The 19,264-nt window shown below is 58.6% G+C and carries 17 protein-coding genes, 1 tRNA gene and 2 pseudogenes; 3 read left to right on the plus strand and 17 right to left on the minus strand.

Annotated features, from left to right (window positions below):
- Positions 1-3: 3 nt before the first annotated feature.
- From CH92_RS02570 to trxC, 4 genes are all read right to left on the minus strand, one after another.
- Positions 4-267: a phosphopantetheine-binding protein gene (locus CH92_RS02570; RefSeq protein ID WP_025240239.1), complete on the minus strand. Its 264-nt coding sequence runs from the start codon at positions 265-267 to the stop codon at positions 4-6.
- Positions 248-1,057: a 1-acyl-sn-glycerol-3-phosphate acyltransferase gene (locus CH92_RS02575; RefSeq protein WP_025240240.1), complete on the minus strand. Its 810-nt coding sequence runs from the start codon at positions 1,055-1,057 to the stop codon at positions 248-250. Before CH92_RS02575 ends, CH92_RS02570 begins: the two co-directional genes overlap by 20 nt.
- The gene (locus CH92_RS02580; protein ID WP_025240241.1) at positions 1,033-1,752 is read right to left on the minus strand and encodes a beta-ketoacyl synthase chain length factor; all 720 of its coding nucleotides are present in this window, start codon (positions 1,750-1,752) and stop codon (positions 1,033-1,035) included. Before CH92_RS02580 ends, CH92_RS02575 begins: the two co-directional genes overlap by 25 nt.
- Before the next feature lie 273 nt (positions 1,753-2,025).
- A complete protein-coding gene (trxC, locus tag CH92_RS02585) occupies positions 2,026-2,457 on the minus strand; it encodes a thioredoxin TrxC (protein WP_025240242.1) in 432 nt (143 codons plus the stop codon).
- Between the two features lie 174 nt (positions 2,458-2,631).
- On the opposite strand from trxC, the pseudogene CH92_RS22465 reads away from it, so the two are divergent.
- A pseudogene (locus tag CH92_RS22465) lies at positions 2,632-2,712 on the plus strand (hypothetical protein); the annotation flags it as partial.
- Positions 2,713-2,759: 47 nt separating this feature from the next.
- Here CH92_RS22465 and CH92_RS02590 read toward each other — a convergent pair.
- Entirely contained in the window at positions 2,760-3,707 is a 948-nt protein-coding gene (locus tag CH92_RS02590) for a LysR family transcriptional regulator (protein WP_025240243.1), read from the minus strand.
- Between the two features lie 95 nt (positions 3,708-3,802).
- Between CH92_RS02590 and CH92_RS02595 the strand changes: the two genes are divergently transcribed.
- Both CH92_RS02595 and CH92_RS02600 read left to right on the plus strand, forming a co-directional pair.
- A complete protein-coding gene (locus CH92_RS02595; protein ID WP_025240244.1) occupies positions 3,803-5,020 on the plus strand; it encodes an MFS transporter in 1,218 nt (405 codons plus the stop codon).
- Between the two features lie 602 nt (positions 5,021-5,622).
- On the plus strand, positions 5,623-5,811 hold the full coding sequence (locus CH92_RS02600) for a hypothetical protein (protein WP_025240245.1): 189 nt from the start codon (positions 5,623-5,625) through the stop codon (positions 5,809-5,811).
- Positions 5,812-5,922: 111 nt separating this feature from the next.
- On the opposite strand, the gene gapS6b is transcribed toward CH92_RS02600, so the two are convergent.
- The 12 genes and pseudogenes from gapS6b to dnaG form a co-directional block, all read right to left on the minus strand.
- Positions 5,923-8,781 carry a GapS6b family protein gene (gapS6b, locus tag CH92_RS02605; RefSeq protein WP_025240246.1) on the minus strand — a complete coding sequence of 953 codons (2,859 nt, stop codon included), beginning with the start codon at positions 8,779-8,781 and terminating at the stop codon, positions 5,923-5,925.
- A 19-nt stretch (positions 8,782-8,800) separates the two neighbouring features.
- Positions 8,801-9,142: a GapS6a family protein gene (gapS6a, locus tag CH92_RS02610; protein WP_025240247.1), complete on the minus strand. Its 342-nt coding sequence runs from the start codon at positions 9,140-9,142 to the stop codon at positions 8,801-8,803.
- A 155-nt stretch (positions 9,143-9,297) separates the two neighbouring features.
- A complete protein-coding gene (locus CH92_RS02615) occupies positions 9,298-10,068 on the minus strand; it encodes a nuclease-related domain-containing protein (protein WP_025240248.1) in 771 nt (256 codons plus the stop codon).
- Positions 10,069-10,136: 68 nt separating this feature from the next.
- On the minus strand, positions 10,137-10,526 hold the full coding sequence (locus CH92_RS02620) for a DUF7079 family protein (RefSeq protein ID WP_235206186.1): 390 nt from the start codon (positions 10,524-10,526) through the stop codon (positions 10,137-10,139).
- 29 nt (positions 10,527-10,555) lie between these two features.
- Positions 10,556-11,206 (minus strand): CHAP domain-containing protein, encoded by a 651-nt coding sequence (locus CH92_RS02625; RefSeq protein WP_051517543.1) that lies wholly within the window; start codon positions 11,204-11,206, stop codon positions 10,556-10,558.
- An 8-nt stretch (positions 11,207-11,214) separates the two neighbouring features.
- Positions 11,215-11,610 carry a putative Ig domain-containing protein gene (locus tag CH92_RS02630; RefSeq protein WP_025240250.1) on the minus strand — a complete coding sequence of 132 codons (396 nt, stop codon included), beginning with the start codon at positions 11,608-11,610 and terminating at the stop codon, positions 11,215-11,217.
- A 1,012-nt stretch (positions 11,611-12,622) separates the two neighbouring features.
- Positions 12,623-12,934 (minus strand): annotated as a pseudogene (locus tag CH92_RS22235) (PAAR domain-containing protein); the annotation flags it as partial.
- 193 nt (positions 12,935-13,127) lie between these two features.
- Positions 13,128-14,462 (minus strand): type II toxin-antitoxin system HipA family toxin, encoded by a 1,335-nt coding sequence (locus CH92_RS02645; protein WP_025240252.1) that lies wholly within the window; start codon positions 14,460-14,462, stop codon positions 13,128-13,130.
- Between the two features lie 2 nt (positions 14,463-14,464).
- Positions 14,465-14,725 (minus strand): helix-turn-helix transcriptional regulator, encoded by a 261-nt coding sequence (locus CH92_RS02650; RefSeq protein WP_025240253.1) that lies wholly within the window; start codon positions 14,723-14,725, stop codon positions 14,465-14,467.
- Between the two features lie 352 nt (positions 14,726-15,077).
- Positions 15,078-15,154, minus strand: a tRNA-Ile gene (locus CH92_RS02655).
- Between the two features lie 119 nt (positions 15,155-15,273).
- Positions 15,274-17,130, minus strand: coding sequence for an RNA polymerase sigma factor RpoD (gene rpoD / locus CH92_RS02660; protein ID WP_025240254.1), 1,857 nt, complete (start codon positions 17,128-17,130; stop codon positions 15,274-15,276).
- Positions 17,131-17,197: 67 nt separating this feature from the next.
- The gene (gene dnaG / locus CH92_RS02665; protein ID WP_025240255.1) at positions 17,198-19,129 is read right to left on the minus strand and encodes a DNA primase; all 1,932 of its coding nucleotides are present in this window, start codon (positions 19,127-19,129) and stop codon (positions 17,198-17,200) included.
- Positions 19,130-19,264: the final 135 nt, after the last annotated feature.

The raw sequence follows: 19,264 nt of genomic DNA on the forward strand, positions 1-19,264 counted from the left end.
TCCTCAGGCGATGGCGCGATTGGCGCTAACGTAGGCGGCCAGGCTGTCAACACTGGCGAAATGCTTGCGAGTGTCCTTGGCGTCGGCATCGATCTTGATGCCGAAGTGCTTCTGAATCGCCAGGCCCAATTCCAGGGCGTCGACCGAGTCCAGCCCGAGCCCTTCGCCGAAGAGCGGCTGATCGGCCGCGATGTCATTCGGGCCGAGGTCTTCCAGACCCAGGGCGTCGATGATCAGTTGCTTGATTTCAAGCTGCAGTTGGCTCATCGAGTGCGAGCTCCTTTATGAAGTGTCGGTGCAGATGGTCGTTGAGTCGCCGCGAGGCGATGGGCGCCGCTCCCCGTGCGGCGAACACTTGCGGGTCGATATCCTCACCAACGCGCAGATGAAAATGAAAACGTCTTGCCGGTATGCGATACCAGGGCTCGGCCTTGGTCAGGGTGGTCGGCGTCACGCTGATCACTACCGGTGTCACCAGGCTCGCACCGCGAAGGGCAATGGCCGCCGCGCCGCGATGGAACTGCGGTGCCTGGCCGGGCGTGGTGCGCGTGCCTTCGGGAAAGACGATCAATGTCTGGCCCTGCTGCAGCGCTTGGGCAGCGTCATCGAGCATTTCGGCGCTGCCGTTGTTGCTGATGTATTGCGCCGCGCGGATCGGCCCTCGAGTGAAGGGGTTGTCCCACAAACTCTGCTTGACCACGCAGTTGGTGTCGCGGATCAGCGCGATCAGCACGACCACGTCGATCAGCGAAGGATGGTTGGCGATCACCAACTGCCCAGGACGGCCGAGGCGTTCGGCACCTTCGACCTCGTAGGTCAACACACCGCTGCGATACATGAACTGGACGAACAGCCAGAACAGCCGGCTCACGGTTTGCCGTGCCCGGTGACGGCGCGTGGCGGTATTACCGGGCAGCAGGCCAAGCAGGGGAAAGACGATCAGCCGCAGGCAGAGCCCGCCGAGACCGAACAAGGTGAACGACAGACCGGTCGCGATCAGGCGCCACAGCCACGGCGCGCTGGGCCGATTGTTCAATGAGTCTGCTGCCAGTTCCATTGGCGTCTCTTCCATTGATGTTGACAGGTGGATGTGCCGTTGAGCAGCGCGCAGACCAGCTCGATCGCGTGCGGCCGCGGTGGTGGGGCGGCGTCTTCATCGGCGGCTTCGAGGCTCAGTTGCCAGGAGTGGCCCGGCTTGAGCAACAGCGCCACGGCATAGGGAAAGCTGACGTCACTGATCCAGGGCGCATAGACGTCGGGGGTCTGGTCTTCGGCAATCACCACCAGCACGGCCGGCGCGCCTTCGCCGAGCAGCATGGACGCTTCGAGCACGGCATGCTCCAGGCCGTCACCTTCGGCGGCCAGAGCAGTCATCTCGCTGGTGTCTTGCTGCTGAATCGACCAGAGGCCGATGATCGCGTTGTGCACCGACAGGCTGAATTGAGTCGGTGAAAGGGGCTCGCCGCTGGCCAGATCATTAAGGATGGCAAAGGTGCGTGCGGTTTCTCCGTGACGCGAGGCATACACCATGGGCATCGGCGGCTGTCCGGCAGCCAACGGCGCAGCCACGGCGAACACCATGCGTGCCAGTCGGCTGAGCCGCCGGCGTTGCATGGCTGGCAGAAAGCTGACGTCCGGCTGTGCGTCACTGGTTGCCAGGTCGTATGAATCCCGAGCCCAAATCGCCCAGTCATCAGCGAGTGCCAGGCCCGGAGCCCAGGCCTGCCATTGATCGATATCGAATTGAATCACGCGTGAACTCACCGGCTCGTCCGCGAGCCTTGTTATTGGCGTGTCGACGTCCCTGTAAAGCGACTATCGCTAAATGTCTGCCGTGAAAATGGCGGCATTATCCGATCGTGATCCGGCTGAGGCAAACGTTGCTTGAAATATCCAGATAAGAGGTAGGGGGCTTTATCGGAACCTGAAGCGAAGCGTGTGGTCTGTAGCTGGTTTTATGCGCTTGCGCCGTTACGCAGGACGCTGCGGATTTGCGCCGCTACCGGGTAGGGTGCCCGTATCTCATCACACGCCTTGCTGCTTGAGCCATTCAAGGAGTTGCGGCAACGGCAACGCACCGCTTTGGCGTGAGACTTCCCGCCCTTGCTTGAACAGGATCAGGCTTGGAATCGAGCGAATGCCGAGTTGGGTCGATAGTTGCGGATTGGCCTCGCTGTCCAGCTTGGCCAGGCGACAACGCCCCTTCAGCTGCGCAGCCGCCTGCTCGAAGATCGGCGCAAAGCTGCGGCACGGCCCGCACCAGCTCGCCCATACGTCCACCAGTAACGGCAGATCGCCCTTGATCTGATTACTGAAGCTCGCCTGGTTCAGTTCGAACGGGGCGTCGGTCAGTACCGCGGATTTACAACGGCCGCAGCGCGGGCCCTCGGCCAATCGGTCGGCTGGGATGCGGTTGAGCCCGGCGCAGTGCGCGCAGGGTACGACGAGGGCGCTCATAGGAAATCTCCACGGTGGCGTGCCGACTCTTTATGTGGAGGCGGGCGGTGAGATATCAAGCCTGCTGCCGACGCCCAGGTGGCTGGGTGCGTTTTCGCCTGTGGCTGCATGGTCGGACCCATATTCGTTGCGGCGTTGCCCTGGCAGTCCGGCGCGTTTCGGGTGGTAGGTTAAAAAGGTAGCCCACGACTGCTCGACTATTCGGCGAGCAAGGGCGCCGTCACGGCGTTTACCCGCTCGCTGTCCATGAACCTTGGCCGAGCGCGCCATTGCGTAGCCGCTCCGATCCACCGCCCGCATGCTCAGGCGCCGGGCTCTACCGATGACGCGCGGTGCATCCCGGTCAGTAGCGGCATGCGCTGGCGAATCAGCTCGCTGAACAACCGCAATTTTGCCGGGTAGCGGGGCGCATAGGGGTATATCAGGTATACCGGCAACGGCGCCGCCTGCCATTGCGGAACCAGTTGTACCAAGCGGCCTTCAGCGATGTCCTGGGTCACGATCCAGGCCGAGCAGACACAGGCGCCGAGACCCGCCAATGCCGAGTTGCGCAAGGCATAGAGGCTATCGGTGCTCAGGCGGGGCTGGATGTTGAAACGATGGTGGCGACCGTCAGACAAGCAGGTCAGGGCGACCTCGTCGTGGTAGTAAGTACGCAAGGCCAGCCAGGGCAATCGCGCGAGTTCCTCGGTCGACCTCGGCAAAGGCTTGTCACCAAGCAGCGTCGGCGAGGCGACCACGATCCGTTGAACTTCGCCGAGAGGAATGGCGACGACCGCCGGGTCATCCACCACCCCGACCTGTATCGCGCAATCGATGGCTTCGGCGACAAAGTCCGGTCGTCGGTCGTGGAGCAGCCATTCGACGGCCACTTTCGAGTGGCGGCTCAGGTACTCGCTTAACGGCGTGATAAGTTGGTCCTGCCCAAAGGCGTGCGGCACCTGGACGCGCAGCGTGCCACGCGGCTCGTCTCGGGCGCCCTGCAATTCGGCCTCCATCTCCTGCCAGTTCTCCAGCAGCGCCTTGCCGTAGCCATAGCAGCGCTCGCCGTCGCCGGTCAGCTGCATGCTGTGGGTGGAGCGCTGCAGCAGCTGCAACCCCAGCGATCGTTCCAGCGCCTGGAGGCGGCGGCTGATTGTCGGCTGGGTCGTCTTGAGCTGTTCGGCGGCGGCCGAGAGGCTGCCAGCCTCGACGATACGAACAAAGGTACGGAGCAGTTCGAGGCGGTCGAGTGTAGTGGTCTTTGTCATGCGCGTGGCGTATATCCGATTTACCCTGCAGCCTACTACAGGCCACTGAGTCTGGCTAAGACAATGGCAGCACCGCAAACAGAACGGACTTTGCCATGACATCCATGCAGAACACGTATACGCGTGACCACGCCAACGGACCGTCTCGCGCGATGGTCGCGCTTTTAGCCACCGGTGCCGGGCTAAGCGTCGCCACCCTTTATTACAGTCAGCCGATGCTTGGCGTGCTGGGGCCGGACATACATGCCAGCGAAAGCGCGATTGGCATGGTGCCGATGCTTACCCAGCTGGGCTATGCGTTGGGCATCCTGCTGCTGGCTCCGCTAGGCGATCGCTATGATCGGCGGCGAATCATTCTGCTTAAGGCAGTGGTACTGACGCTGGCTCTGCTGCTCAGCGGTTTCGCGCCAGGGGTCGGCTGGCTGCTGGCCGGCAGTCTCGCCATCGGATTGTCGGCAACGGTCGCACAGGACATCGTTCCGGCGGCAGCCACCCTGGCGCCCGAAACCCAGCGCGGCAAAGTGGTGGGCACGGTGATGACGGGACTGTTGCTGGGCATTCTGCTGTCCCGGGTGATGAGCGGATTGGTGGCTGAGCAGTTCGGCTGGCGCACGGTCTATGGGCTTGCCGCCGTTTCGATCTCGCTGGTCTGCTTCGGTGCCTGGCGCAGCCTGCCGCGTTTTGCCCCGACCACATCGCTGGGCTATGGCGCCCTGTTAGGGTCGATGGTTCAGCTTTGGCTGCGCCACCCGGCGCTGCGGCGCGCCGCCTTTGCCCAGGGCTTGCTTTCGGTTGCATTCAGCGCGTTCTGGTCGACCCTGGCGGTGATGCTGCATGGCAGCTTTGGGTTGGGCAGCGCGGCGGCTGGCGCTTTCGGTCTGGCCGGCGCGGCTGGTGCCCTGGCCGCACCGCTGGCCGGACGGTTAGCCGATCGCCGTGGTCCGGAGCGCGTCACCCGTCTGGGAGCGGGCCTGTCTGCCGCGTCGTTCGCGGTAATGGGATTGGCGGGAGCACTACCGGTCGACGCGCAGTTGGGCCTGATCGTGCTGGCAGCCATCGGTTTCGATTTCGGTATTCAGGCAACACTCGTGGCTCACCAAACGATGGTCTACGGAATCGAACCGGCCGCCCGTAGCCGCCTGAATGCGCTGCTGTTTACCGGCGTATTCATTGGTATGGCGCTAGGCGCGGGGCTTGGTAGCCTCGTGTTGGCTCGGTGGGGATGGTCGGCAGTGATGGTGATGGCGACCTTGGCGTCGGTTGGCGCGCTGGTCGTACGGCTGAGGGCTGGTAAGAACCTGCACAACCGTTAGTCGGCGAGGGGAAGGGCGGCGTGTCTCGGCAGCCTCCACAGCAGGACTTCTTGTTGATGTCGGTGCCATCCAGGCTGCTCTCCAACAAGAAGTCACTGATCGGTACGGTATGGGCGCTCGGGCCTTTACCACAAGCCACCTGAGCCATGCACGGCAGGGAGGTGAGCGAGGTAGAACGACCGCGTGGGTTGCCTGCACGATCGGCTTGTTGGCTCTAGCTATCTGCCAGAGCCAGCTCGCTGATCAACATTCCGCACGAGACCCGGAAAAGCTGATCCCCTCGCCTGATCGTAAGCGGCCGCCTGCCCGCAATCACCGCGCCGCTACCGAGCATGCGATCAATGTGAGTGCGCAACTGGTGATATTGCCTGGTGTAGTCCCGGTCCATGTAGCCCTCCGCAGCTATGCCCTAAATCGGTGGCCCGCGAATTAGGACAAACAAAGAACCGATTCGTTGGCGTGCAAACCGATATTTCCTGTTTCTTCATTCGTCTGGACCTTGGCGAACGTGCATCCGCAGCGTTGGTATCAGAACATATAGTCTGTAGTATCACTTCGCCATCGATGGCCGAAAAGCTACCCACTCGACTGAGACAGACGCAATGAACGAACAGGCTATACCGGTGTTGATCGCTTTCCTGGCAATAGCCTGTGTCGCGGCGTTCTTGCTGCGTCGCGCATTCACCGTACTGAATGGCCAACAGCTCAAGCGCAATGCTGAGCCGTTACAGGCATCGCCGATCCGTAACGGGCGGGACGCCAACCCCGGCAACGCCCGTTCAGCTCCATAGCGAAAACAGCTCAAGCCTGTGTTTACTAACAGGCGTGCTCGCCAAGGCCCTGTACACAGTCGCCATTTACTTCATGCGGCTGTCAGGGGCTTTAGTTTTCCTCAATTCGACTCATCTATGCGCGGCTTTGGAGTTGGTGGGCCCACACGGACTCGAACCGTGGACCAAAGGATTATGAGTTGCCTGGAAACGCTGTAAGCCCAGTGAAATCGTGCGTAGGTTAGCGCAGCCTTTCACATTGTGAAGAGCACCAAAAGTCCCATCCATACAGAGCCATGGAATCTTGTTGGCTATCGAGAGCTGCATCGCGTCATAAACTGAAGCGTCGACGGCATCTTTGACCGTGAATGCATCAAGCTCTTCATCATGCATGGCTGGCCGCACAACGGTAATGTTGTCCAGGATCAGGCGTAAGTTTTCAAGGACGTGAGCATCCCGCTCACGTAAGTCCGATGCTGTCGTTCGGAAAAGTCTCCCGCCATCTGTAACGCCCAGGAGCATAAAATGCTCGTCAGAGATTTCAGTGAGAAACGCCTCAAGTGTCTCTTTCGTAGTCGCAGGGACGACGAGCGAAATACCAGTATCTAGTAAGTACCCGGCAATATTTGTGACCGCTAGATAACTGATGCTGTAGGCATCAAGCACTACTGCAGTCGGTTCTGTGTCTCCTATATCGCATAGTGGCGACTTAGGGACTCGTTGGTCAGTCCAGCAGTTCATAGCTGCCTTGAAGGCATCTGATGGATACAGCGCATGACCCCGCAGGTACAACGGAATAGCCTCCATCGTCTGCAGGTTTTCGTGCCTCTCCGCACCCTTTGCCATTTTTTCTTCTAAGAAGGGAATGAGCTCGTCAGGATCAGACGGCATGTGCATCATCACGAAGCAATCACTGCCGTCGTTGTGGACGTGACGCAACGTCAATGCGATCCGAACACAGGCCACATAAGGTGGAAGACGCTCTTCCATCTTGTAGGTAGCCATGTTCAAGTTTTCGCTATCGCCCGGCGACAGCTTCTGTAACAACTGCCCTACCTGACTGGACGCCTTCAGGGTGCACTCACTACCCTCCAGTTCATCGTCGATAATCAGCCGAACCAAGGTGTCACCCTCATGGGTGTACTGGACAGCCGCCAGGCATCGCTCTACAGAAGGCGAAACCTGCATGGGCTCAGTTTTCCGGTTATTAAGGCCGAAATGGAAATTAACTAGATCCATCGCATGACCGCGGGGGTCCTCAATCATCCATTTAACCCACCGGGATTCTGCTCGTTTGAAGCTACCAGCGAGTGCAAAAAAAAAGAGGATGCCCTTCACTTCGCGTGAGGGGTTCAGCAACACCGAATCCGGAATTCGCTCGTGGAATAGCCGTTGCTCTTCCAGGCTACGATAGCGGCCAAGGAGGTAGCAGCACCGGTACCAGGGATAAGGTCGCGCAGGTGCAAGTTCGATCATCGACTCACTGAACTTGATCGCTACGTCGATATCGCCGCCACGTTCAGCTTGCACCGATTGGAAGCTGAGCAGTGCTACTGATTGATCGGCACCTTTGACCCGAGCGATAACTTCGTCAAAGGTCTTGTTCTGCCCGGCTTCCTGCAAGCAGTGGAGGTGAGTCAAAACATAGGGTGAAGGCCATAGCTCATGGCTAGGTATCGCGTGCGTCGTGAGTTTGAGCGCCATATGTGGCAGCTTGAGGGCGAATAGTTTCTCAGCGATTTCGAAGAGGCCGGTTGGTGCGATGGTGTGGAGTGCACCCTCCCACTCGGTGGTGAACCGGCCTACATGTTCACTTACTTCACGCCGATGGACTGGGTTATCGTCTTGATCCGGACGTCGAAATATATCCGCAACGAGCCTGATATAGGCCTCTTCCATTTCGGAGGCCCCGGTCAATATTCGCTCGCGACTCAGCCATTCACCAAGCTCGGACGGATTGGCCAGATTGAGAAATGGACCTACTTCTTCTAGCTGGTGCGTACTCGCCTCAAGAAATTGCCGGCACCATGCCCGCCTCATTTGCGGGTCTCCATACGCTGCTTGTAACTCCCTCTCAGCCTGCGGAAGGCACGTATCGTCGCCGGCCAACGCCTTGCACCTAGCAATCACCTCGGATCTATTTGGGTCTAAGTGCTGAACATGCTTTTTCAGCGCGTCGAGCAACTCGGTGGATTGGTATTGATATATGTTGAGAATCGAGCAGCTAAGGTCATGAATTCGCCCGTCGGTACCCGACTCATCAAGGAGTCGAATGGCCATATCTCTGAGCTGGTCTACCCGCTCCTTCACCTCCGGGCGGTTCAGCCACAAGTGGTGTCCAGCAAGGTCTGGATTGAGTGCAACGCCTGTAGCTATCGCCAAGAGTACTCTGGCGTTGTAAGTGCCATAGAGTGAGTTCAGGCGTGTTGCCAGCTCAAGCGCCAGATTTGTTGCGGACAGCCGAATAGCCCCTTCAACAGCACCGGTCAGTAAGCCCTCCGTGGGAAAGCTTTTTACGGCCGTCCGTATTTGCTCTCCGTTCGCGTAACAACGCAGATACGCTTCCTGGGAGTAAGCACCCGGTGAGGGCTCAGACAAATAAAGATCTTTCGCCTCTCCCTCACGTGCGGTGCGGTAGGACAGTTGCAGCAGAGCGGCCTGGCAAACGTCCCTGATGATAGGATTTATGGCGCGTGAAACGATCCTTGCAATGGTCGTCCAGGCAGCGTCCTGATCTTGAGCTTCGACGAGTCCCCCGTAGATAGAAATGACCTCTACCAGCGCAGCAGATTCGGGCTCTCGCTGCGCGATCGCCTTGAGCATGACTATCTGGGTCTTGGCAGTTGTCTTGTTCTTTTGCCGAAGACTTTCAAACACCAACTCCATGGGAGCGACGAGGTCTGCCGGGGCAAGCGACTTGATCTCATTGATGATCTTGTCGCGGCCGATATTGTCCCCATCACCGCTGTGGTGTTGCTCAAGAGAGGTCACTCGCGCTTATCCCCGCTATTCAATTAACTATTTTGTTGCCGCCTACGTTGTCGCCGCTGCCGCTGTGCGTCTGGTTGACGGTGGTTATAGTGGACGGTGCAACCAGAGCGGCCATCGCGTTGATGTCGCGAATCAGCGTGGAGATTGTCTGAGACTGATCGAGTTGCTGGGATATCGCCTTTTCACTCAGCCCGTCGTGAAGATCAAGCTTGGAAAGCTCGCCAGCAACTGCTTCGGCGACTACGTCTTCTTTGATCCATTGGCCCAGGCGATCCTTCAATGCGCCAGCACTGAGCTTCAGGCCGTTCTTCAGGAGGTCGTAAACAGTACTTGCAATGACTCCGGTGGTAATGAAGTCCATTTCGGAAACTCCTTTATGTGGTGGCTTCTAGCCGGTTGGGCGGAGGGGGAGGCGTTGGAGCAAATGAGGCTCTGATACCAAAATCGTCAGCGAAAGCCGGGCATTCCAAAAAGGGTCGTTGGGGGCAAGCTACGATTTTCAAGCCCTTCTGCATTTCAAAGACTCTGCATCGTCCGACACTTTGGAAACTCCGAACATCCCCAGAACTGCTGTCCTGCCTTCGGTCCCGATTTCACTGTACGAATCAGTAACGCGTTGCCGCATTTCGGACATTGTCGCTCGGCTGTTGGGTCACTATGTTGCTTGACGTTTTGCACATGCTCGCGGTGGGTGGCGAGGGTCGGTGCGCGGCGGCCGGTTTGCAGGGCGTGCAGCATGGCATCGACTTCAGCCTCGCTGAATACCGGCTGCTGGAATGACTTTATGTAGCGGATAAAGCCGATGCCCTGGGTCACGTTGGTCGGCACTTCGGTTTTGAAGATGCTGCCGCCGACAAAAGTGATGACCGAGTGCAGGTGCTCGGGGTTAACGCCAAGGGTGGCTTCCAGCGCCTTGAGGTGTTTGTGGTTCTGCCGCAGCGGGTTCTGGAATTTGAAGGTGCGCTTGTAGAGCTTCTGCGTCCACTGTGGCTGTTTCTCGCTGCCAAATATCCAGCCGCTCATGTTCTTCGTTTCCAGCACGAAGATGCCGTAGGGCGAGAGGAATACGTGGTCGATCTGCGTGGTGCCGTCTGGCGTGTTCAGCGTGACGTTGTGCAGACGGCGATAGGTCTGTTTATCCAGCTGCCAATGGGCAAACAGCCGCACCAGGAGTTCGCCAATATGACCCTTGGCCCAAGGCGATTTGAGCAGGCCGATCAGCAGGAACAGCGGGATAAACCAACCCAGGGTGCCCCAAACCTGCGTGATGACGGGAGTGAAGTCCATTTCTCAGCCTCGATTAATTCCAGCAACTTGCCGGATCTTACCGAAAGCGAGTGTAGTTGAACGAACCTTTATTTCTGTTGATCTAGAGCCATTTCGATGCGCTGCCATTCGGGCTTTAGTCGATAGCGAAGATTGGCGATGAAGGCTCTATCGAGCAGACGCCTGAGGGAAGACGACCTTCGGGCTTCACGGATGCAGTCGATCCTTTCAGCAAGCCAGGCGGAGTCGAACGCTGTCCAGATGGGAGGAACGGGCGCCTGCAGGTTCGAGTAGCAAGCGGGGGCGACGGCTACGAAGAACGCCGTCTCGATGGCTGAGCGTTCATAGCCTTTAAGGTTTCTAGCAACGCTGGCGTAGTCGACGGCGTTATCTACGAATACGTCCGAGAGCGCTGCCCAAAGCCTGATTTGGTCCTGCCTTGTCGAAAGGCCTCCCATAAGAAGGCACGAATTTGTCATTTATCGCTCCTGCAAACCCTACAGCGTGGTTAGTGAATCAACCCGACGCTTTGATCGAACGTTGGGTTTTGCTCATTCGCAGCAGGCAGCCGGAGCCAACCTTGCACCTTGTCATTTCCGAGATACCAGCGACCGTCACGGTGGGCTAGGGCCAGACTTTCCCTAGAACGGCCAAAGGGCCCTGGGTTTTGTTGAGCTATCTCCAGTGTGTCGCTGCCGACGCCGGCGATGATCGCAACGTGCCCGTAGCGGTTGACTAGTGATGGGGCGAACACCAACAGATCGTCCGCTTGCGGCGGCGTAGTGCTGCCGTTGGTGAACTGCAACATGCCGCGCTTGGCATTCATGCCGCCATCACCGACGCGACGGTCAAAGAAGTCTTTGGCATGCCCGTAGGTATCGGGCATGCGGTGGCCGTGGCGTTCGAAGTAGTAGCGTTTGACGAACTCAACGCACTGGTAGCGAAGGCCAAGGTTGTATCCGTCCTGAGTCAGGTTACGACCTTGCACCGTGTTGACCCCACCGTTGTAGTAAATGGCTACGCCGTTTAGCTCATCAAGCTGCTCGCCGACGACATGCCGGGGATTGGGATCTATTCGGGTAACGGCGGAATAAAGTCCCAGGGTGACCAGTGGCAGAGCGGCCAGGCCTATGAGAAAGGTGCGTCGGAGGTTATTCATGGGCTCTGCTAGTTCGTCACTTTTATCTTGTAGAACTGCTCCACGTCCTGGCCGGCGCATTGGGTGCCGAACGTGCTCCCGTAAACCAGCACGTCATAAGTGCCGGTTTTCAGAGGAGTTCCGTTAATGACGCCATGCTTATCCCTTGCTTGATGGCTCAGCTCCAATCCCTCGGGCAGAGGCTTGGCTGGAGCTACTAGGAGCTTGCTGACACCTGTGCTAGCGTGGGCTACGTCAATGCGAACGCTGTAAGGCCTGCCTACCTGGGCGATTGGTAGCTCTTTTACCGCTAGCTCGGGCTCTTCCCTGGTGGCGCAGTAGACCAGAACATTGCCAAGCATTAACGCTTCGCAACCCGACAATGTGATTATCAGTCCAGCGATAGCGAGTGACTTGAGCGTCATTTGCATTTCCTTTACATCACGGAATTCTGGTGAATACACAGCCACCAAAGCTGTTGCTGAGCAACTGGCCGAGCGTATCGCCACGGGTTACCAAATGCCCAACCATTCCCCAAGAGAAGAACTTAGAGTGAGTGATTCGCTGCCCTGCCGGAGTCGTGGTGGTGATAACGCCCGATGACGTTTCAGGGGCACCTTCCCACACGATCCAGTGATTTTTTCCAACGCCAACGCCACCATCAACCATGGCCGCATTGACTAGCGATACAACATGGTGAGTGGGGGCTAAGAAACCAAACAGTTCGTTTAAACGATCCAGACTGATGCTGCTTAGCTGGATATTGTCGAATACCACTGCCGCTCCGGCTTTTACGAACCAAGATTCGAGGGCGTTGGGCAAGGTGATTCCTGCAACTTGATCGTCAGGCGAGTCATAGCTGAACAGTCCGTTTTCGCTATCGCGTAGGCTTGCAAGAGAGATCCAGTCTATCGGGGGGATACGGTCGCCTGGAGCAAATCTGCTGAAGTTCTTAGGGTTGCGGCAGGCATGGCTGGGTTTGATGTGAAGTTCGCCAATCGTCGTTTCGCCTGTCTCCCACAGCTCGATGATGGAGCGCGCGTACAGGTCAGGCCTGTCCATCAACAACGCGTAGAAGAACGCTGCGGGACCACACAACGAGGTTCGGTCTTGATCTGGATAGGCCGGTAGACGTATCCCGCTATCAATTTTTTTCCCATGCGCTCGTGCGATTCGCAGCTGAAGTTGCTCAAGGATCTGCCGCTTCTCGAAGGGATCACCTGTACTTCCTATGGGATAGCCTCGATCGTTGAAAACGCGCGTCTTGGGTTCGGTACTTTCGAAGTCTTCCAGGATTTTCTCAGCCGTAGCCAGTCGATCATTCACTGACGAAGACGGCGACATAAAGCTAGCCGGCGGTGCCGCTGTATCGGTGATGGCCTTTTTTGCTTGGCTCTCAGCTGTCAAGATTGCCGGCGCGGTGGTAGCTCTCGACTCTAGTGGCGCCGGGGCAGCAAAAGCTGCCGCTACAGGAGTGGCCCCAATAATTACGCTTGCTGACCCACCGATGATGACGTTCCCATGACCGCCAGTGCTACCGACAGTAGCTGCCGGTAGACCGTTGATGAAAACACTGGTGGATACGGCCCCCTCAATGGCGCTTCCACAGGCTGACGTATCGCCCATCCGCGCAGCCGGAAGGTTATCGAAGTAGACGTTCGGAGAGCCCGTTGCTATGGGGTTGGTGCCATGGCCTGGCAATGGGCAAGAGGTGGGATCAGTTTGGCGAGCCGCCGGTTTTCCGCTCATGGTGTTGCTCCCTGTTTACGTACGCGAATCCTACGCGTGTCGTGCGGCCAGCTTTTGTCGCCTTCGCTAAATTGTGGCGATGGTCACTGTCTGCTGTAGGCATCTGGCAGAGCGGGGAGTAGTCGCGGCAGATCACGGTGCCATTTCTCCCACAACTGCGGGAGATCTTGCCGATTAGCCCCGCATTATGGCTTCAGCGCTTCTTTGCCAGCAGTTCCGAGCGACCAATCACCTCTCGGCTGCGCTCCGGTTTTCGCGGCCCTGAGAGGCCGGCGTTTTCAATAGCGGTATCCAAGCCGCGAAAGTGTGGGGCAGCTTTGGGGCTGCGCAATGTTTCCATCCCTTCGTTCCAGGCATGCACCATGTGTTTGGCCACATCACGCCAGGCGGGCTCATTTTTCGATGCTCCGATCACCTCGTTTCCGACCTCTACCGCGGATTCGCATAGTTGCTCGACCATTGCAGCGTACTTGCTCGGCGGGATGCTGAGCACGCCCTTGAAAAAGGTTTCCAGTGATCGACCCGGTGTCCAGGTTTGTCTTCCGCCTACGGACAAACCAGGCGGGTTGCTGGCGAAGCGCGGGTAGGCCTGAGTGGTCACCAGGTCATAGACCGGAGTAAAGGCCACGTCTTCACGCGAGGTGTAATACAGCGCGATGTTCTTCGAGTGGCAGTCAGCATTGCGCACCACGTAGTTGGTCAGCAGCTGCCAGCCTAGGTGCTCGCGTTGTGCTTGCAGACGCTCAGCAGGGATGTAGGGCCGTGTGGCATTCCACACCCGCTCGGTGGTGGGAACGTACTTTTCATGGGGCGGCAATCCCAGTAGCCCACAGGCGTCTTCGACGCCGCAGCGGGGGACGCCTTGCTCGTCCACATCGAAGCGATCCACTACCAGGACCTTGCCGTCCTCGGACATGCGACAGGCAGCTACTGGCACGACATTAAGCCGCGCCAGTACGCGCATGGTGTAGAACTCGTTGAAGCCTAGAAAAGGGGTCGTGTCGTCGGAGCCTTTGATGATGTGAAGGCCGGTGCGCAGGGTCGGTTTGCCTAGTGGCTCCCGAGATTTGGCTGCGTCGGTGGCAATGAACTTTGGGACGACCCCCGAGACGGCTACCCGAGCGTATTGCCGCACCAGTGCGGCGAACCTTTCGCTGGTGTTTTCCGCTTTGAGCAGGTGTTCTATCTCTAACGGTGCCATCTCGACGCCAGGCTGAACGCCTTCAGGCGTGACCGAGACTCTACCGATGCCGGTGCTTCCCACCACGCCCAGCAGCGACAGGTCGGTACCATCGAGCAGCGGGCCAAACTCTTCGCGGATGACGCCCAGCAAATACCCCTCGGGCAGGTTCTGCCGAAAAAACGGGAACAGGTCGCGAGGCCATCGCCATGCTCCTTCGCGAACCGGCATTGTCAGGCTGACAAAGTCTTCAGGTGCTGTGCCTGGAAGATACTTCAGCACGTACTCATCACGCTCCCGATAAAGCTTGGCCACCAGCCTTGAGCTGACGTGGACGTCGAGGGTCATGCTCAAGCGCTCCCTGACCGCTGCTCGTTGAGGACGTCTTCAACCGTGCGTTCGTGTCCGGCCTTAACCAGCTTCAGGTCATAGCCTGCCGCTTCCAGCAGCCGAACCAGCGCAGAAACGCTCATGTCGCCTTTGGCCAGTGTTTCCATGCGCGCCACCGTGGTGCGCGATACACCGGCACGGCTGGCCAGCGCTTCTTGGCTGAGCTTCGCGTCACCACGCGCCTGTTTCAACATCTCGGACACATCGTATAGGGAGGTCACTCGTAGCCCTCGGGCATCAGAAATAGATGTAATCCCGAAAAATGTAGCTCTTGGGCTACATTAGTACAAGTGTCGTCAGCTTTGATTTGCGGCTCACGGGCTACAAAATGGGTAAATCTGAGCTTATATGTAGCTGTGGGGCTACAAACTGGCAGGCGTGGCCTATTGCCTGGATCGGTTTCCGGTTGGAGGTGCTGAAGCTCTCTGTATTAGCTGGTCAGACGGTACGCCGCCAGCTGATATAGCCGCCAACGGTGGCCTATGCCTGGCTAAGAAAGCGGTACCCGTACAATATTTTCGGACCAGAAAAGAAAAGGCCAGCTCGAAAGCTGGCCTAAATCCTTAACTTTATTGGTGGGCCCACACGGACTCGAACCGTGGACCAAAGGATTATGAGTCCTCTGCTCTAACCAACTGAGCTATAGGCCCTCAGAGGCCGGCGGATTATACCGGTGGTGTTGCTGGTGCGCCAAGCGAAGCTGAGCGTACGTTATTGTTTTCTCTGTCCTTGAATGCAAAACCCCCGGCGCGGGCCGGGGGTTCTGGTTTTACTCGTCGAGGAAGGAGCGCAAATGCTCGCTTCTCGTCGGATGGCGCAGCTTGCGTAGCGCCTTGGCTTCTATCTGACGGATCCGCTCGCGGGTGACATCGAACTGTTTGCCGACTTCCTCAAGGGTGTGGTCGGTGTTCATGTCGATGCCGAAGCGCATGCGCAGTACCTTGGCTTCACGGGCAGTGAGGCCGGAAAGGACTTCGCGGGTGGCTTCCTTGAGGCTCTCCACGGTCGCCACGTCGATCGGCGATTGCATGGCAGAATCTTCGATGAAGTCGCCCAGGTGCGAGTCTTCGTCATCACCGATCGGGGTTTCCATGGAGATCGGCTCTTTGGCGATCTTCAGTACCTTGCGGATCTTGTCCTCGGGCATTTCCATGCGCTCGCCAAGCTCTTCAGGTGTGGGCTCGCGGCCCATCTCCTGCAGCATCTGACGGGAGATGCGGTTGAGCTTGTTGATCGTCTCGATCATATGCACCGGGATACGGATGGTCCGCGCCTGGTCCGCAATGGAGCGAGTGATCGCCTGGCGAATCCACCAGGTGGCGTAGGTCGAGAACTTGTAACCGCGACGGTATTCGAACTTGTCCACCGCCTTCATCAGGCCGATGTTGCCTTCCTGGATCAGGTCGAGGAATTGCAGACCGCGGTTGGTGTACTTCTTGGCAATCGAGATCACCAGGCGCAGGTTGGCCTCGACCATCTCTTTCTTCGCCCGGCGTGCCTTGGCCTCACCGATGGACATGCGACGGTTGATGTCCTTGATGTCCGTGATTAGCAGTGCACATTCTTCTTCGAGTGCGAGCAGCTTCTCCTGGCAGCGCTGGATGTCTTCCTTGCGTGCTGCGATGGCTTCGGCGTACTTGCTCTTGCCACCGGCCAGCTGATCAGCCCAGCCGAGGTCAGTTTCGTTGTTCGGGAACTGACGTAGGAAGTCGGCGCGAGGCATGCGCGCGTCACGCACGCAGATCTGCATGATGGCGCGCTCCTGGGCGCGAACCTGACCCAGGGCACTGCGCACGCGTTCGACGAGCGCATCGTATTGCTTGGGGATGAGCTTGATCGGCATGAACAGCGTGGCCAGCTCCTGCAGCGCGTCGGTCGCTTGCTGACTGCCGCGGCCGTGTTTCTTCAGCGCTTTCTTGGCGGCTTCCAGCTGCTCAGCAACCGCGCCGAAGCGAACGCGAGCGACTTCCGGATCCGGACCGCCATCGCCTTCTTCTTCCTCGCTGTCGGAGTCGTCCTCTTCGTCGTCGTCCTTGTCGTCTGCAGCCGGCTTTGCCGCCGTCTGCGGAGTGGCGGGTTCGACTTCCTGCTGCGGGCCGGCAGCGCCGTCGTCGTCAGGGTCGATATAGCCACTGAGGATATCGGACAGACGGCCGCCTTCGGTGGTGACGCGCTCGTAGTCAGCGAGAATGCCATCTACGGTGCCCGGGAAGTGGGCGATCGCACTCATCACCTCGCGAATGCCTTCCTCGATGCGTTTGGCGATTTCTATCTCGCCTTCGCGGGTCAGCAGTTCGACGGTGCCCATTTCGCGCATATACATGCGCACGGGATCTGTAGTGCGGCCGATGTCGGTTTCGACAGCGGCAAGCGCCGCGGCGGCTTCTTCGGCTGCGGCTTCATCGGTATCGGCTTCGGCCAGCAACAGGGCATCGGCATCCGGGGCGACCTCGAATACATTGATACCCATGTCGTTGATCATGCGAATGATGTCTTCCACCTGCTCCGGATCGGAAATATCCTCCGGTAGGTGGTCATTGACCTCGGCGTAAGTCAGGTACCCCTGCTCACGGCCACGCTGGATCAATTCTTTGAGACGGGACTGCTGTTGCGCTTTTCCGGACATATAACCCTATCCACTGACGGTTCTGGCGGGTTGAAAACAAGCTGACCATTATAGCCGAGCAAGGACCTCACGCGCCAGTTGAGGTCGATATAGCGGGTGTTGAGTTGCGATTTAGCAGGTTGCGCAGCTGTTCTTTCTCCTCTGCGCTGAGTTCTCCCTGGCGAGCCTTGCGGAGCAGTGTTTCGAGGCTGCGCTCGCGTTGCCTGGCGGCCAGGGTAGTTATGGTGTCGAAAAACTGTTGTTCAAGGTTATCGGCAGAGATCAGCCATTCTTTCTCGGCAAGCGCACGTAAAAGGCGCCCTTGGTCGGTTCCATGCCAGCGTGCGATCAATTGCAGGCTGCGCAGCTTGGGATTTTTTTGCAGCGTGCCGAGAAGAGCGACGAGCAATTGTGCATACGTGTCGTCTTCAGCGGCAAAATGGCTAGCATCTTCTACCTTCTGAGCGAGTTCCGGGTGATGCAGCAAGGTGCGCAGCGTAGTCAGCGCCGGCGGCTCTACCGAGGCAGGCGTTCTTGGTGCGCTTGCTTTAAAGTCTGGACGCTGACCGGGCTTTTTCCAGTCCTTTTTCCATTCTTTCTTGCCGCTGCGCTTTGGCTGGGCCGGCTCCGGCGGTACGTAGTAGTCGTTTTCATCGTGTCCCGGGCCGGTGTCGTAATAAATGCTGTCGTCGTATTCCGAGGGTGCGCTCGGCGCGGCGGCGCTCATTTGCTGCAGCGCTTCGCTGTGCAGGCCGGTGATTTCGCCGAGGCGCTGGCGCATCAGGGCGCGCAGGTTGGCGCCGGGTATCTTTTCGATGAGCGGCGCTGCAAGCGTGGCCAGATGGGCCTTACCCTCGAGTGAGCGCGGATCTGCTTCTTCGCTGAGTTGTTGGAAGAAGTACTCAGCCAATGGTTGAGCTTGTTGCTGTATGCGTGCCATGAAGGCGTCGGTGCCTTCGCTGCGCACCAGAGTGTCCGGGTCTTCGCCTTCGGGTAGAAACAAAAAGCGTGCGCGACGGCCATCCTGCAGGTTTGGCAGCGCCGACTCCAGGGCACGCCACGCTGCCTTACGGCCGGCCGCGTCGCCGTCGAAGCAGAACAGTACGCTGGGTACGATGCGAAACAGGCGCTTGAGGTGTTCGTCGCTGGTGGCCGTGCCAAGGGTGGCGACGGCGTTGCGCAGGCCCTGTTGAGCCAGTGCGATGACGTCCATATAGCCTTCGACGACCATGATCTCATCCAGGTCGCGGTTGGCCTTGCGCGCTTCGTAAAGGCCGTACAGCTCTTGGCCTTTGTGGAAGACCGGTGTTTCCGGTGAGTTCAGATATTTGGGTTTGTCGTCGCCGAGCACCCGACCGCCAAAGGCGATGACGCGCCCGCGGCTGTCGCGGATCGGAAACATTACCCGGTCGCGAAAGCGATCATAGCTTCTGCCTGTTTCGGTGTTTTCTATCAGCAGGCCCGCATCAATCATCGCTTTCTGCTGCAGGGCGTCGCCGCCCAGGTGCTTCATCAGGTTGTCCCAGCCGGGCGGGGCAAAGCCCAGGCCGAAATCCCGGGCGATAACCCCGGACAGGCCGCGGCCTTTGAGGTATTCCACTGCAGCCTTGCGGGCCGGGTGTCCTTTGAGCGCCTGGCGGTAGTATTCGGCGGCGGACTCAAGCAGCGGGTAGAGCGGCGAATCCACCGGCTGGCGCGGCTTGCGCCCCGGTCCGCTTTCCTCTCGCGGCACTTCCATGCCGGCGCGCTTGGCCAGTTCTTCGACGGCCTGGGGGAACTCCAGGCTGTCGTGGTCCATGATGAAGCCGAGCGCGTTGCCGCCCGCGCCGCAGCCGAAGCAGTAGTAGAACTGCTTGTCAGGGCTGACGCTGAACGACGGGGTCTTTTCTTTGTGGAACGGGCAGCAAGCGGTGTAGTTCTTGCCCGCCTTTTTCAATTGGATGCGCGAACTCACCACCTCGACAATGTCGGAGCGGTTGAGCAGGTCATCAATGAATGATTGCGGGATCAAGCCGGCCATAGGGGTATAAGAATACGCTCGCGGTGTTCAGGCCGGAATGAAAAAAACTCCGGCCATTCGCCGGTTGGCGAAGCGGAGTCTATTTCAATGCAAAGCCCGGCATATGCCGGGCTTGATGCAGCTTCAGCTGTACTG

The sequence above is a fragment of the Stutzerimonas stutzeri genome, from assembly GCF_000590475.1.
GTDB lineage: Bacteria > Pseudomonadota > Gammaproteobacteria > Pseudomonadales > Pseudomonadaceae > Stutzerimonas > Stutzerimonas stutzeri_D.

Excerpts from the sequence above, each read along its gene's own strand:
- dnaG (WP_025240255.1), bottom strand. The coding sequence starts at position 19,129 with ATGGCCGGCTTGATCCCGCAATCATTCATTGATGACCTGCTCAACCGC.
- rpoD (WP_025240254.1), bottom strand. The coding sequence starts at position 17,130 with ATGTCCGGAAAAGCGCAACAGCAGTCCCGTCTCAAAGAATTGATCCAG.
- CH92_RS02620 (WP_235206186.1), bottom strand. The coding sequence starts at position 10,526 with ATGACAAATTCGTGCCTTCTTATGGGAGGCCTTTCGACAAGGCAGGAC.
- CH92_RS02630 (WP_025240250.1), bottom strand. The coding sequence starts at position 11,610 with ATGACGCTCAAGTCACTCGCTATCGCTGGACTGATAATCACATTGTCG.
- CH92_RS02570 (WP_025240239.1), bottom strand. The coding sequence starts at position 267 with ATGAGCCAACTGCAGCTTGAAATCAAGCAACTGATCATCGACGCCCTG.
- CH92_RS02575 (WP_025240240.1), bottom strand. The coding sequence starts at position 1,057 with ATGGAACTGGCAGCAGACTCATTGAACAATCGGCCCAGCGCGCCGTGG.
- CH92_RS02595 (WP_025240244.1), top strand. The coding sequence starts at position 3,803 with ATGACATCCATGCAGAACACGTATACGCGTGACCACGCCAACGGACCG.
- CH92_RS02615 (WP_025240248.1), bottom strand. The coding sequence starts at position 10,068 with ATGGACTTCACTCCCGTCATCACGCAGGTTTGGGGCACCCTGGGTTGG.
- trxC (WP_025240242.1), bottom strand. The coding sequence starts at position 2,457 with ATGAGCGCCCTCGTCGTACCCTGCGCGCACTGCGCCGGGCTCAACCGC.
- CH92_RS02590 (WP_025240243.1), bottom strand. The coding sequence starts at position 3,707 with ATGACAAAGACCACTACACTCGACCGCCTCGAACTGCTCCGTACCTTT.
- CH92_RS02600 (WP_025240245.1), top strand. The coding sequence starts at position 5,623 with ATGAACGAACAGGCTATACCGGTGTTGATCGCTTTCCTGGCAATAGCC.
- CH92_RS02625 (WP_051517543.1), bottom strand. The coding sequence starts at position 11,206 with ATGAATAACCTCCGACGCACCTTTCTCATAGGCCTGGCCGCTCTGCCA.
- gapS6a (WP_025240247.1), bottom strand. The coding sequence starts at position 9,142 with ATGGACTTCATTACCACCGGAGTCATTGCAAGTACTGTTTACGACCTC.
- CH92_RS02645 (WP_025240252.1), bottom strand. The coding sequence starts at position 14,462 with ATGACCCTCGACGTCCACGTCAGCTCAAGGCTGGTGGCCAAGCTTTAT.